Annotated in this window: 11 protein-coding genes; 6 read left to right on the forward strand and 5 right to left on the reverse strand. The window is 68.9% G+C overall.

The window, feature by feature from the left end; translation table 11 throughout:
• Nucleotides 1-2: 2 nt before the first annotated feature.
• The gene (locus tag DMC64_RS23800; protein ID WP_016336029.1) at nucleotides 3-356 is read right to left on the reverse strand and encodes an SRPBCC domain-containing protein; all 354 of its coding nucleotides are present in this window, start codon (nucleotides 354-356) and stop codon (nucleotides 3-5) included.
• A 124-nt stretch (nucleotides 357-480) separates the two neighbouring features.
• Here DMC64_RS23800 and DMC64_RS23805 point away from each other — a divergent pair, with 124 nt between their 5' ends.
• Nucleotides 481-1,104 (forward strand): uridine kinase, encoded by a 624-nt coding sequence (locus DMC64_RS23805; RefSeq protein ID WP_125735331.1) that lies wholly within the window; start codon nucleotides 481-483, stop codon nucleotides 1,102-1,104.
• A 4-nt stretch (nucleotides 1,105-1,108) separates the two neighbouring features.
• On the opposite strand, the gene DMC64_RS23810 is transcribed toward DMC64_RS23805, so the two are convergent.
• The 4 genes from DMC64_RS23810 to DMC64_RS23825 form a co-directional block, all read right to left on the reverse strand.
• Nucleotides 1,109-2,266, reverse strand: a complete 1,158-nt coding sequence (locus DMC64_RS23810; protein WP_199755070.1) for a glycosyltransferase family 4 protein — start codon at nucleotides 2,264-2,266, stop codon at nucleotides 1,109-1,111.
• A gap of 77 nt (nucleotides 2,267-2,343) precedes the next feature.
• Nucleotides 2,344-3,396 carry an NlpC/P60 family protein gene (locus tag DMC64_RS23815; protein WP_199755071.1) on the reverse strand — a complete coding sequence of 351 codons (1,053 nt, stop codon included), beginning with the start codon at nucleotides 3,394-3,396 and terminating at the stop codon, nucleotides 2,344-2,346.
• Nucleotides 3,397-3,843: 447 nt separating this feature from the next.
• Nucleotides 3,844-4,086: a hypothetical protein gene (locus DMC64_RS23820; protein ID WP_037344759.1), complete on the reverse strand. Its 243-nt coding sequence runs from the start codon at nucleotides 4,084-4,086 to the stop codon at nucleotides 3,844-3,846.
• 155 nt (nucleotides 4,087-4,241) lie between these two features.
• Nucleotides 4,242-5,630, reverse strand: coding sequence for an NYN domain-containing protein (locus DMC64_RS23825; protein ID WP_125735332.1), 1,389 nt, complete (start codon nucleotides 5,628-5,630; stop codon nucleotides 4,242-4,244).
• A 96-nt stretch (nucleotides 5,631-5,726) separates the two neighbouring features.
• Between DMC64_RS23825 and DMC64_RS23830 the strand changes: the two genes are divergently transcribed.
• From DMC64_RS23830 to DMC64_RS23850, 5 genes are all read left to right on the forward strand, one after another.
• Nucleotides 5,727-7,448: a DEDD exonuclease domain-containing protein gene (locus DMC64_RS23830; RefSeq protein ID WP_125735333.1), complete on the forward strand. Its 1,722-nt coding sequence runs from the start codon at nucleotides 5,727-5,729 to the stop codon at nucleotides 7,446-7,448.
• A 39-nt stretch (nucleotides 7,449-7,487) separates the two neighbouring features.
• A complete protein-coding gene (locus DMC64_RS23835) occupies nucleotides 7,488-7,772 on the forward strand; it encodes an Lrp/AsnC family transcriptional regulator (protein WP_037344753.1) in 285 nt (94 codons plus the stop codon).
• A gap of 472 nt (nucleotides 7,773-8,244) precedes the next feature.
• Nucleotides 8,245-9,330, forward strand: coding sequence for a hypothetical protein (locus DMC64_RS23840; RefSeq protein ID WP_125735334.1), 1,086 nt, complete (start codon nucleotides 8,245-8,247; stop codon nucleotides 9,328-9,330).
• A gap of 72 nt (nucleotides 9,331-9,402) precedes the next feature.
• On the forward strand, nucleotides 9,403-11,463 hold the full coding sequence (locus tag DMC64_RS23845; RefSeq protein WP_158634251.1) for an AbfB domain-containing protein: 2,061 nt from the start codon (nucleotides 9,403-9,405) through the stop codon (nucleotides 11,461-11,463).
• Between the two features lie 88 nt (nucleotides 11,464-11,551).
• Nucleotides 11,552-13,708, forward strand: a complete 2,157-nt coding sequence (locus tag DMC64_RS23850; RefSeq protein ID WP_125735336.1) for an AbfB domain-containing protein — start codon at nucleotides 11,552-11,554, stop codon at nucleotides 13,706-13,708.
• The last annotated feature ends 37 nt before the right edge of the window (nucleotides 13,709-13,745 follow it).

A 13,745-nucleotide genomic window follows, 5' to 3' on the forward strand; every position in this document is an offset into this window, starting at 1 on the left:
GGTCAGCGTTCGGCCAGCGCGGCCACGACTCGCTCGGTCACTTCGGTCCAGTATGCCCGCTGTTCCTCGCGTTCGTCGGCGCCCGCGAGCCATTCCTGGTGGAACCGGAGCGTGGTCTTCTGGTCGGTGCCACTCACCGTGATCTGCAGGGTCGAGTCGTGGTCCCAGTCCTTCGGGCGCCAGGTCAGCCGGAGCTTGTCGCCTTCGGAGCGGCCGCGGATCTCGCCGGTCGTCCCGTTGGCCGTCTCGTACGCCGCGCCCAGCTCGTGGCCGAGTTCGGCGCCCGGACCGAGCCAGATGCCCACACCCTCGCGTCCGACCAGGAAGTCCCACACCTGGGTGCCGCTGTACGGCACCGTCTGGGAAACGCCTACCTGCCAACCACTTCCGGCTGTTTTGGCCGTTGTCTTGGTCACCGGGCCATCATCCCATCGGGTGTACCGTGCGGCAGTCACCGGTCCGGGTGGAGGATGTCTTCCCGTGCGCTACCGTCCGATTTCTCCCGCTCTGCTGGTGTCCGAACTGACCGAACGCATCACCTCGATCACGGGCCGCCGCCGGATCGCGGTCGCCGTCGACGGCGCGGCCGGTGCGACCAACACCACAGAACTCGCCGACGCCCTGGTCGATCCCCTGCGGATCGCCGGTCACGCGGTGTTGCGGATCTCGGCGAACGACTTCCTGCGCCCCGCTTCACTGCGCTTCGAACGCGGAAAAGAGGACCCGGACTCGCGCTACAGCGACTGGCTCGACCTCGGGGCCCTTCAGCGCGAAGTGCTCGACCCGCTCGCCGAGGACGGCAGCGGTCTCGTCCTCCCGTCGCTGTGGGATCCGGTCCGCGATCGCGCCACACGCGCCGAACGCGTCGAATTGCCCGAGGGCGGCGTCGTCCTGCTGGACGGGGAGTTCCTGTTCGGCGCGGGGCTCGCGTTCGACCTGAGCGTGCATCTGTGGCTCTCCCCCGGCGCGCTGAGGCGGCGGGTGCCGGACGCCTGGGCGCTTCCCGCTTACGCGCGCTACGAACAGGAAGTCGATCCGTCGGCGCTGTCGGACGTGGTGATCCGCGTCGACGATCCGAAGCATCCGGCGCGCTACGAACCCTGATTCCTCAGCGCACCGCCGCGACGGGGTCGCCGTCGAGCAGACCGGAAAGCCGGCTCGCCATGGTGTCCCACCGCCAGTTCTCGCCGACCCAGTCGCGACCGGCGGCCCCCATCCGCCGTGCCCGCACCGGATCGGCCAGCAACGCGGCCAGCGTCTCCCTCAGCTGCTGCTCGTCGCGGCCGTCGACGACGTGCCCGGTGACCTCGTCCAGCACCGTTTCCGGCGCCCCGCCGGAATTCCCGGCGACGACCGGCAATCCCGTCGCGGAGGCTTCCAGGTACACGATGCCAAGACCCTCGACGTCGAGCCCCTTCCCGCGCGTCCGCGCCGGCATCGCGAAGACGTCGCCCGCGTTGTAGTGCGCGGGCAACTCCTTCCACGGCACCGATCCGGTGATGACGACGCTGTCTTCGACCCCCAGCGCTCCGACGAGTCCGGTGAGCGTCTTGCGGTACGGGCCGCCGCCGACGAGCAGCAGCGCCACGTCCGGGATGCGCTTGCGGAGCTCGGGCAGGATCTTGATCAGCATGTCCTGGCCTTTTCGCGGCACCAGCCGCGAAACGCAGACGATCGTCGGCCGGTCGGCGAGGCCGTGCCGCTCTCGGATCTCCTTGCCCGCGGCCGGATCCGGCCGGTAGAGCGCGGTGTCCACGCCGCACGGGAGCATCTCCAGCCCCGCCATCGGGCCGAAAGCGGCCGAAAAGCGGGAGCGCGTGTACTTGCTGACGTAGGTGACGACGTCGACGGTGTCGCCGATCCGCCGCAGTGCCTGCCGGGAGCCCGGCAGCATCGACCAGCCGACCTCGTGGCCGTGCGTCGACGCCAGCACCCGGCGCGCGCCCGCCGAACGCAGCGGATGCCCCAGCAGCGCCAGCGGCGCCGCGGCGCCGAACCAGACGGCCTCGCAGTCGCGGGCGCGCATGATCTCCTTCGCCCGCTTGAGCACGTCCGGGGTCGGCAGCATCAGCGACGTCGGATGGCGCACCACCTCGAACGGGGCGGCGGCGTCGAACTCGCCGTGCGAGCCGGTGCTCGACTCCCAGGAGGGGGCGTAGACGACGAGGTCGTCGGCGGGCAGGCGGGTGGCCAGCGAGTTCAGGTAGTTCTGGATACCGCCCGGCCGGGGCGGGAAGTCGTTGGTCACCAGCAGGGTCCTCAGCACCCCTGCAGGCTACTTGGCCCGCCGCATGCGAAAGGGGCGGCACCGCTTGCGCGGCACCGCCCCTTGTCGTCTGTTCGTCAGGCCGTCGGGCGACGGGCGCCGACGTAGTTGTTCTGCAGCGGCGACACCTTGACGACGTCACCGGTGGTCGGCGCGTGCACCATCATGCCGTTGCCGACGTACATGCCGACGTGCGAGACCGGCGAGTTGTAGAACACCAGGTCGCCCGGCTGGAGCTGCGACCTCTGCACCGGGGCGCCGAAGGTCGACTGCTGACGGCTGGACCGCGGCAGGGTCAGACCGGCCTGCTTGTACGCCCAGAGCATCAGACCGGAGCAGTCGAAGGACGACGGTCCGGTGTCACCCCAGCCGTACGGGCTGCCGAGCTTGCTCTTCGCGGCCGCGAGGGCAGCCGCCGCGGCGGGACCCGGGGCGGGCAGGTTGGGGAACGCGCCGCCCTTGTCCTTCTGGGCGTTGCGATCCGAGGCGCTCAGGTTGCCGCCGGCCCGCTCGATCTCCTTGAGCTGGTCGTTCAGCGTCTTCTGGCGCGCCTCGATGTCCGTGGTCAGCTTGGCGGCCGTGTCACGGGCGGCGGTGGCCGCGTTCTGGGCGTCCGCCGCCTGCTTGGCCGCGGCCGCGGCCTGGGCGACGGCACCGCTCAGGTTGGTCAGAGCGGTGTTCTTGTTCGCGGCGAGGACCTCGAGTGCCGAGGAACGCTCCAGGAAGTCCTGGGTCGACGCGCCCGACAGCAGCGACGACAGCTTGTTCAGCTGCACACCGCTGGTGAAGGAAGCACCGGCGAACTTGTTCACCTCGGCCTGGAAGGTCTTCTCGTCACCGGCCGCCTTGACACCGAGCTCCTTGGCCGCGGCGGCGTCGGCGGTCGCCTTGTCGAGCTCACCCTGCTTCGCGGCGAGGTCGTCCTTCGCCTTGAGGAGGTCTTCGTTCGCCTTCTCGGCCTGTGCCGCGAGGTCGCGGTACTTGGCGAGGGCGTCCGAGCCGGATGGGGGCTGCTGGAGGGCGGGGCCTGGGGCAGCGGTGGCTGAAGGCTGGGCCACTGTCACCGCGGTGATCACCGCGGCCGCGGCCAAAGCTCCTGACACCACGCGCTTGACTGGATGCGACTGCACGGTCGCGCGTGTCTCCTTTGCTGTCGGCCACCGACTCGGAACCCGGGACGAAGAGGTCGGGGGCCCTCTTCCGCGAAGCCGCGACGCCGACCGTGAGGCCCGCGCGGTTCCCCGCGTTTCCCGCCTCGCGCCTGGCCGAGTGCTATCGCAACAGGTTTGGCGCGTGGCTGGTTCCGGTGCAGCTCCCCGACAAAGCTGCCTCAGTGGCGATCCCGTGTCGCCGTCTGGCGACGACTTCCGGCCACGAGATCTCGGACAGGTTACGAAACCACGGGCACCGCGTCCACCATGGCAAGCGCAAAAACTCTCCGTGATGCGCCGAAACACCTTCGGACCAGCATGAGCGGAAAGGTGTGACGGGCGTTACAACCTGGGGCCGATCACGACTACCTACCGTTCACCCGATCGGATCGACCACTCGTCGAATACCCCGGTCGAGGCGTGTCCTCAGGCCGTTTTCCGGCGCTCCTGCTCCACGATCTCGACCATCCGGAGGCGCGGGACCATCCCGGCTTCGGCGAGCGCGTCGACCGCTTTCCGCTCGTCGGCGTCCCATTCGAGCGCGAGCGGCGCGCCGAGGAGGACGCTGACGACGCAGTCATGACATGCGTCACCGCGGACCGCGCACCGGTCGCAATCGATGACGAGCGTCTCTATGTCGGCTATATCGGCGATGGCCTTGTCGTCCATCTCGGACTCCTCACTTTCAGTGGTGAGGTGCACATTAAGAGCGACCACCGACAGTTTCGGGCCTCGTGAGCTGCAAGGAGCGGTCCCGGATGTCATGAAAGGGCCGTTCAAGACGAAAAACGTCCTGAACGGCCCTTTCATGACATCCGGAAGCGCTACACCCGGCTGAGCCGCGACACCAGCACCGCCGACGGCACCGGATGCGCGCCCTTGCCCCGCACCGAATCCGCCACCGCCCGGTCCGTGCTCGCGACCACCATCGGCCGCCCCGGCGGCTCGGCCGCGACGAGGGACCGGATGACGTCGTCCGCGAGCACGCCGCGTTCGGAGAACAGCACCCGCACCCCGCGCGGCACCGCAGCGGGCACGGAAAGCACGCCGGCACCGTCGAACACGACGGTCACTTCGGCCGAAGTCCGCGCGGCGAGTGCGGAAAGCTGATGGATCAGCCGGTCGCGCTGGTCGGAGAGCGCCAGCTCCGGATAACCGGTCTTCGTGACGTTGTAGCCGTCGACGATCAGATGCACGTTGGGCAGCGCGAGATGCCGGTCGAGCGCGGTGACGTCCTGGATCTTGCCGCCCGCCCCCAGACCCGACGTCGCGCCGCGCACCATGTCGGCCGGACGCTGCCCCCGCGCGCTCACCGAAAGTTCACGACGGAGCCCGCCGACCGCGCCCTCGATCGTGTCCAGCAGCAACCCGAGCCTGACCTCGTCGGCCTGACGCGCCTCACGCGCCGACTGACGGGCGATCTCCGCGTCCGTGACGGCCTTCTCCGCCCGCGCCCGCTCTGTCGCGACGCGCTGCCTCTCGCGGTCCAGCTGGGCCTTCAGCGCCTTGATCTCTTCGGCGCTCTCGGCGCCTCCGCTCTCCAGCCGGGCGTGCGCCTCGGCGACGGCGTCCTTCGCCTGGCGCAGTTGGACACCTTGTTCCCGCAGGCGCTTCAACAGCTTTTCGACCTCGGCGTCGCGTTCGCCCCGCGCACTACCGGCGATCTCCTTGGCCTCGCGCAGTTCTTCGCGCAGCTGCGCGAGTTCCGCCTCGAGCCGCTGGTTACGCGCCAGCGCGGCGTCGCGTTCGGCACGCAACGCCGTCTCCTCGGCGTTCTTCGCCACCAGCCGGACCCGTCCGGCCGCGCCCGCCTCGCCGAGCAGCACGGCGGCGGCCGCGGCGGCGACGGAATCGGGGGCGTTCGGGTCGAGGGCGTCCTTGCGGTGGTCACGCAGCCATTCGGTGACCGCGACCCGGAACTGCGAAGACTCCCCCAACGCGGTGAGCAGCGCCGTCCCACCGAGTTTCGCGCGTTTCGCCGGGGCGAACTTCGCGACCGGGCGCAGCTGCCTCGGCACGTCGGCGACCGGCAGTTTGCCGACGGCGGCGGCCGCCAGCTCGGCGATCCGCTCCCGCACGGTCTCCGGCAGGGCGGTCCAGCCTTCGGCGGGCACCTCTTCGGACGGCTCCGGCGCACCCGCCGACGCCACGACACCCGAGGGGCCGCCGGTGGCGTCCTCGGGCGATTCGGGCACTGCGGGCTGCGGTTGCATCGCTCCAGCGTAGGCCCCATGGCCTCGGGGCGCGCTCGATGGGACGGCGTGCGCGCATCCTGGGATTGTCGGTGCCCGCCCCTACTGTGCCCGACCATGGACACCGGACGGCGGCCCGGCGCGGCGCAACTCGCCTTCGACGAGCTGGGAACTCCTTTGCGGGACATCACGTTCGTCGTATTCGACCTGGAAACCACCGGCACGAAACCCGGCCCGGACGGGATCACCGAGATCGGCGCGGTCAAGATCCGCGCGGGTGAGGTCGTCGGCGAGTTCGCCACCTTCGTCAACCCGGGGATGCCGATCCCACCGCAGATCGTCGAGCTCACCGGCATCACCGGCGCGATGGTCTACGACGCTCCCCGGATCGAGCGCGTGCTCCCCGCGTTCCTCGAATTCATCTCCGGTGCCGTACTCGTGGCGCACAACGCCGCCTTCGACACCGGATTCATGCGCGCGGCCTGCGAGGGCCACGGTTATCACTGGCCCAAGACGGCCGTCGTCTGCACGGTCCGGCTCGCCCGCCGGGTCATCTCCCGCGACGAGACGCCCAGCTACCGCCTTTCCGCGCTGGCGGCGTTGTTCGGAGCGCGCACGACGCCCAACCACCGCGCGCTCGCCGACGCGCGCGCCACCGTCGACGTCCTGCACGCGCTGCTCGAACGGGTGGGCAATCTCGGCGTCCACACCCTCGAAGAGCTGCTGGACTACCTACCAGAGGTGACCGCGGCCCAGCGCCGCAAACGGTCGCTGGCCGAACATCTGCCGTCGAGGCCGGGCGTCTATCTCTTCCGCGGCCCAAGCGACGAGGTCCTCTACGTCGGGACCTCATCCGATCTGCGCCGCCGGGTCCGGCAGTACTTCACCGGTTCGGAGAGCCGTGGCCGGATCCGGGAGATGGTCGCGCTGGCCGAGCGGGTCGACGCGGTGGAATGCGCGCACGCGCTCGAAGCCGCCGTCCGTGAGCTCCGGCTGATCGCCGCCCACCGCCCCATGTACAACCGCCGCTCCAAGAACCCACGGCACGCGTGGTGGGTCGCGCTGACCGAGGAGGCGTTCCCTCGCCTTTCGGTGGTCCGCATGCCGCGAGACGGGATGCTGGGGCCCTTTCGCACCCAGACCGACGCCCGCTCCGCCGCGGACACCCTCGCCGGCGCCTCCGGGCTGCGGACGTGCACCCAGCGCATCTCGGCGACCGCGCCGAACGGGACACCCTGTGTCCTCGCCGAACTCGGCCGCTGCGGCGCGCCGTGCGCCGGCAAGCAAACGGTCGAGGCGTACCGGCCGGGAGTGCTGGCGGTGTCCGGCCTCATCGCCGGTACGGACGGACGGCCGCTGCGGGCCGCCGCCGACCAGCTGGCCCGGCTCGCCGCGGCGGAGCACTACGAGCAGGCCGCCCAGCATCGCGATCAGCTGGCCGGGCTGATCCGCGCGGTCGGCCGGGCGCACCGGCAGTCGGCGCTGGCGGGTATCCCGGAGCTGATCGCCGCCGGTCCGGACGGGAACGGCGGCTGGGAACTGGCGGTGATCCGGCACGGCAGGCTCGCGTCGGCGGGGGTCGCGCGGCGCGGGGTGCCGCCGATGCCGGTCGTCGAGATGCTCGTGGCCTCGGCGGAGACGGTCATCCCGGGGCCCGGCCCGCTCTTCGGCGCGATCCCGGAGGAGATCGGCATCCTCCTGCGCTGGCTGACCCGTCCGGGTGTCCGGCTCGTGCGCACGACGCATCCCTGGGCGGAGCCCGCCGCGGCGGCGGGCGGCTGGCAGGAGTGGCTCGACCTGGCGGCGAGCGCGACGGCGCTGGAACGGGTGGCGGGCTAGGATTCGCACACCGGATTCATTGACGTAGGAGGCGCTGTAGTGATCACCGCGATCGTGTTGATCCAGGTCGAGGCCGATGCCATCCCCGAGGCGGCGCAGGCGATCGCGGACATCGAGGGTGTCCGCGAGGTCTACTCCTGCGCGGGTGACGTCGACCTGGTCGCTTCGGTCCGGGTCACGGCCCACGAAGACCTCGCCGATCTGATCCCGGCGAAGATCGGCAAGGTGCCCGGCGTGCTGAACACCGTCACGCATATCGCGTTCCGCTCGTACTCGAAGGCCGACAAGGAGTCCGCGTTCGACATCGGCGTCGAAGGAGCTTGAGGACAAACAAGAACCCCGCCCCGTCGGTGACTTTTTAACCTTCGGGGTGCATCTTGCGCAAACCGCCCATTCGCGGTTAGCTGGGTTCAGAATCGGAATTTCACTGGGGGAATTCCGGTACTGGGGATTCCGGGGTATGTACCGATGATCGATCCGTCATGGGATCGCGGCGATCGCCGCCACATTCACTCCACACGAGCCACCGCATCGCCCGTCGGCGGAAGCTGCTCGCCGATCCATCACCGAAGCCGCCGGATACGCGGCCACTGACGAAGCCAGAACCCTTTCCCGGTGACTGAAACAGTCACCGGGAAAGCGCTGGCGTTTTCCCGACAAGGATTCGAAGAACTTCGAATTCATCGCCGGCTCCGGTCTCGATTCCGGATGCCGTTGCCACCGACACCTTTCCCGGCACCGTCCGGGAAGGGTCCCCGTTAATTCAACCTGCACCGAAGCTGACTGGGGGCTTGGAGTGTACAAGCGTATTTTGTCCTGCGCGCTTTGCGCCGCGGCGCTGTTCTCCGGGACGGTCGCCGTTCCGGCGGGGTTCGCCGCCGAAACCGGAGTACACGCCACGGCCGCGGCGATGACACCCGGCGAGATCGCCCGCTGGGAGGTCCTGACCCACGCCAGGTACAGCGTCCACAGCACGGTGAAGACGGACGCGTGGACCGCTCTGCTCAGCGAAGACCCGGAGGCGGCGTCCATCGAGTTCCTCCGCTATCCGGGTGGCGGGCTCGAATACGCCACACAGCGGGCGCTCAACCGCGACGAAGGCAACAAGCGCTTCCTCCGGCGACTGCTGGAGACCCACCTCCGGGCCTACTCGCCGGAGGTCTACGACGCGGCGAACCACCATTTGACGGCGACCGCGTCCAAACGGGAACAGTTCTGCCACGGTGGCGGTTACGAAGCCGCGAAGGCGCGGGATCAGAAGTTCCGCGCCGACCTCGGCGAGCAGAAACGCGCCCTCGTCGAGGAGGACCGCCGATACGTGCGGATGCTCGCCGAGCGGGATCCGGGTACCCAGGTGAGATTCGCCGCGGCCTACGCGGTCCGCGAGGGATCGACCGACGACGATCTGACGGATTTCTTCGCCTGGGGCTGGGCACAGGGCGCGCGGCTGGACATCGAGACCTTCCGCGAAGAGATGCTGCGCGAGAACCGCCAGTGGCAACTGACGATCACCCAGTTGATCGTCGACGCCGAAGCCGCCGAAAAGGCCGCGCGGGAAATCGAAGGCGAAGCCGGCAAGGAGGCCCGTGACCGGGCCGCGGCCGCCTGGCGCAAGGTCGGCACCGAGGTTTCGCCGGTGCGGTCGAAATGGGAAGAGGCGAGGGACTTCGCCCAGCGGCAGGCGGAAACCTGGCACGCCATCCTGCTCGCCGCGCAGCAGGCCGCCCAGAACCCCAACTGGAAGGCGATCATCGACCCCGCGAAGACGGTGGAAGGCGACTGGACGGACAACCGGTCCCTCTCCGGCGAAAACGTCGAGTACTGGGAGTCGTTGCTGCGGAAGGCCCTCGAAGGCGAGCAGCGGATCAAGAACCCGAGCTGATCATTCCGCCGTCCGGTTTCCCGCGGCGGCTTCCTCTCGAGAATAGGTGACTGGGGTATGCGAAGAACGTCCATGTCAAGGCCATGGCTCAGCCGTGGCATAGCGGCGGCCGCCGTCGCCGCCGTGTTCACGGGGCTGGTCGGCGCACCGGCGGGCGCGGCCGAAACACCACCAGGACAGGGTGTGCCGCCCGCCGTACCGACCGCGGAACCCGATATCGGGTCGACCACGGTTCCCCCGGCGTCACAGCGGGACAAGGTGCTGGCGGTCGAGGCGATCGAGGTCGGCGAGGCGACCGACGATTGGCTGCGGTTGTCCGACAAGAACTTCGTCTTCAAGGTCTACGAGAAGATCAGTATCGACGCCTTCCCCCGTACCAAGGCGGAAGCGTCACGGATCTACGGTCTCACCGTCGCCGACGCCTCGGCGTTCATCCGGACCGGTATCCACGAATTCGTCCAGCGCGATCACGACGAGAAGATCCTCCGCGACATCGAACGGCGGGACCGGATCGGCGCGCGGATGAAGGCGCTGGAGAACGCCCGCATCATCCCGTTGGACCCCGTGCTGCTCGACCTCACCGACCGGAACTTCGTCTTCCAGGTCGCCAGCCGGGCCAAGAGCGGCTCCAAGGTCCAGAGCGGCGCGATGACCGCGTACAAGGGGGACGCCGCCGCTTGGAAGACCTTCATCGAGGTCACCATCCTCGACCTCGCCGAGCAGGACATCATCGAACACCTGGAACGCCTCCGGCAGGAGAACGCCGAGAAGGCGGCCCGGGAAGAGCGTGACATCAAGCGGCGCACCGCCGTCGCCGAGATTCCGGCCACCTTCCAGAACGTCTGGCTGGACGCCGAGGACGACGTCTTCGTCCGTGAGCTGCTGCGGCTGCCCGAACTGGCCAACCCGGCGAACATCGAGGTCAAGGACGCGGCGGAGCGCGCCTCCCGCAGCACGGATCCGGCGGCGTGGAAGGCGTTCATCGACACCGGGCTCAAGGCGGCGGCCGGCCGGGACAAGGCCCGCCGTGAAGCGCAGGAGGACCAGGCCAACCGGGACGCCGTGCGGCAGCTCAAGGTCCGTGCGGAGAACAGCGGGCTCCGGCCGCGGCTGGTCGCGGCCGCCAACGCGGCGCTGGCGGGCAACCGCGACGCGGTGGTCACGTTCCTGCGCACGGGCCAGTACGAGGTACTGACCCAGTCGCTCGGGACCTACACCCCCGGCGTCCGCGGCTGGCACGTCCACACCGGCGGGGGCGACGCGTGGATCACCACCGGGAACCCCGGCACCGACGGGACCAAGGCGTTGCCGTACGCGACCTGGAAGGTGGCGAGCGGGCTCGCCGACCCGCTGTGTTACTCCCTGGAGTCCACCGACCGCGCCGGGAACTACCTGCGGCAACAGGATCTGCGGGTCAAACTGCACGGCAACGACGGCACCGACCAGTTCAAGAAGGACGCCACCTGGTGCCCGCGGCGCAACGGCGGCGAGGTCCAGCTGGAGTCGAAGGCCCACCCGGGCCGGATCCTGCGGCATATCGACGCGCAGCTCTGGATCGCCCAGCAGGGTGGCGGGAACTGGTTCGACACGGACCGGCTCTTCACCGAGGACTCGAACTGGCGGGTGGTCGCGCCGAATCCCGAGGTGTCGACGCCGCTGATGCTGGACTGGTTCAACAACGACGGCCTGCGCGGGCTCGCCGGTAGTCCGAAGGCGGCTGAGATCTACGACGCGGGTGTCCGGTTCCGCGAATTCACCAACGGCCGCCTGTACTGGGGCCCGGAGACCGGCGCGAAGTTCATCACCGGCGAGATCCTCACCCGGTACCTGAGCCTCGGCGGGCACAAGTGGCTGCTGCCGAGTACCGACCAGGTGAACGGGACCAACCGGTCGATGATCAATTTCCACGGCCACAACATGGCGATCTACTGGACGCCGTCGACCGGGGCCAAATTCGTGATGGGTTCCATTCGCGACCGGTGGAATTCGCTCGGCGCGGAAAACGGCAGGCTCGGTTTCCCGACCAGCGACGAGTTCACCATCCCCATCGGACGGCAAAGCAATTTCGAGCACGGCTACATGACCTGGAACTCCAGCACTTACGAAATCCTCGTGTTCATGACCGTCAACTGACCGAGTTCGTCCTGCTCCGGCCGGGGGCCCGGGAAACACGCTCCCGGGCCCCCGGCCGGCCTTTTTCGCCCGAACAGAGGTATGTGAAATGCGAAGATCACTGATCGTCGGCAGACGACCGGCCGGACGTGTCGCCGTGCTGACCGCCGCGACCGTGCTGTGCGGCCTGGTCACCCCGGCCATCGGGTACGCCGCTCCCCCGGCACCGCCGAGCCCGACCGTCGAGGCGCCCGCCCCGTCCGCCCCCGAGGCATCGGTCCCCCGTGAAAGCCCGGACGCCGCGGCGGCCGAACTGCCGAGCGCGACCGAAACCGAAAAGGTACGCGCGGTTTTCGAGATCGAAGTCGGTGAAGCCACCAAGGAATGGCGCGAGGCCACCGACATGAATTTCGTCTTCAAGGTCTACGACAAGATCGACGCGACGAACTTCCCGGTCACCAAGGCCGAGGCCTACCGCGTCTACAAGGTCATGCTCGACAACAACGCCGCCCCCGACGCCACGGCGTTCATCCGCACCGGCGTCTTCGATTTCGCCGCCCGCGACCGCGTCGAACGGCAGCGTCGCCAGGAGGCCTGGGACCGCACCGTCCAGCTGCGCCGGGAGATCCTGATCGACGCCGACATCGTCGGTTTCGACGACGTCATGCTCAACGACAACGATCAGATGTTCATCTACAAGGTGTACCAGAAGGCGAGGCCGGAACAGCCGAAACTCAAGCAGGGCGCGTTCGACGCGTTCGGCGGTGACGCGGCGGTGTGGAAGGACTTCATCGAGAACAAGATCCGGGCACTGAATCACCAGGATCAGCTCGATTACCTCGACCGGTTGAACCAGGAGAACCAGGAGGCCGCCCGCAGGGAAGCCGCCAGGATGGCGAAGAAGGACGCCTGCGACAAGGTTCCCGTCATCGCCGTCGCGGCCTGGCTCGACCTCGCCGACGACGACTTCATCCGCGAGCTGCTCAAGACCCCGGAGCTCGCCGACCCCGCGCACCGCGAGATCAAGAACGCGGCCACCGTCGCCCTCACCGGCCTGCCCGCCGACTGGAACGCCTACATCAGGACCGGTGTCGCCGAGGCCCGTGCGAGGGACGACGCCAGGATCCTGCGCGAACGGGAAGAGGCCGACCGGCAGAAGGTCCGCGACATCAAGGCCAAGGCCGACGCCAGCAGGCTCCGTCCCCGGCTCGCCGCGGCCGCGGCCGACGTCGCCGCGAACGGGACCTGGGACCAGGTCAAGGACTTCCTCGCCAAGGGTCAGTACACCGTGCTGGAACAGGCGTTCGCCGGCGTCACCGCCGGACGGCGGGGCTGGCACGTCCGCAGTGCCGGCGGCGATGCCTGGGCCACCCCGGGAACCCAGCCGTCGAATGTCGTCACCGCACCACTGGGCGACGCCACCTGGAAGATCGTCCCCGGGCTCGCCGACCCGAACTGCTTCTCGCTGGAATCGGCCACCCGGGTCGGCAGCTACCTGCGCATCGCGCCCAACCTGCGCGTCCAGCTGGCGGGCAACGACGGCACCGACGGATACAAACTCAACGCCACCTGGTGCGCCAAGGCGGGCAGGGACGGCAATCCGACCAACGTGACGCTGGAGGCGAAGGCGTATCCGGGCCGCTACCTGCGGCAGTACTGGGGCGAGCTCTGGGCGGCCAACGGCCAGAGCAAGGAGAACAACTTCGACACCGACGGCAACTTCGCCGCCGACATCAGCTGGATTCCCGTCGGCCCCAACCCCTCGATCACCACGAAGATCGACGAGCGCTGGCTCAACGAGGACTGGTGGGGCTGGAACGGCCTCGGTCCGCAGACCCAGCCGGAAAACATCTTGAACGGCATCCGCTACAAACGCTTCCAGAAGGGTGGCGCCTTCTGGTCGGCACAACACGGCGTGGTCCGGATATTGGACCCGCTGCTCAACAAGTACCTCGAATCCGGTGGCCGGAACATTCCGGGATTCATTCCCAGCGGGGACACGGGATATCTGCCCGACGGGAAGGGTCTGCGCAACCTGTTCGCCGGCCCCAGAGGAATCTGGTACCACCCCGACATCGGCCCGAAGCTGATCTACGGAGCCATTTTCGATCGGTGGGCGGCACTGCAGTACGAACGAAGCAGGCTCGGTTATCCCACTTCCGACGAAATGGATTTCCCCGGCGTACCCGGTAAACGCGTGAGCTACTTCCAGCACGGAAGGATCGAACACACCGCCGCCGAAGGCGCGAAAGAGTACTACAACTGACAAGCCCGAGGTGCCTGCCGGTTCGACCGGCAGGCAC

This window comes from Amycolatopsis sp. WAC 04197 (assembly GCF_003947475.1).
In the GTDB taxonomy this organism is placed as follows: Bacteria; Actinomycetota; Actinomycetes; order Mycobacteriales; family Pseudonocardiaceae; genus Amycolatopsis; species Amycolatopsis japonica.

Excerpts from the sequence above, each read along its gene's own strand:
- DMC64_RS23820 (WP_037344759.1), bottom strand. The coding sequence starts at position 4,086 with ATGGACGACAAGGCCATCGCCGATATAGCCGACATAGAGACGCTCGTC.
- DMC64_RS23825 (WP_125735332.1), bottom strand. The coding sequence starts at position 5,630 with ATGCAACCGCAGCCCGCAGTGCCCGAATCGCCCGAGGACGCCACCGGC.
- DMC64_RS23830 (WP_125735333.1), top strand. The coding sequence starts at position 5,727 with ATGGACACCGGACGGCGGCCCGGCGCGGCGCAACTCGCCTTCGACGAG.
- DMC64_RS23845 (WP_158634251.1), top strand. The coding sequence starts at position 9,403 with ATGTCAAGGCCATGGCTCAGCCGTGGCATAGCGGCGGCCGCCGTCGCC.
- DMC64_RS23850 (WP_125735336.1), top strand. The coding sequence starts at position 11,552 with ATGCGAAGATCACTGATCGTCGGCAGACGACCGGCCGGACGTGTCGCC.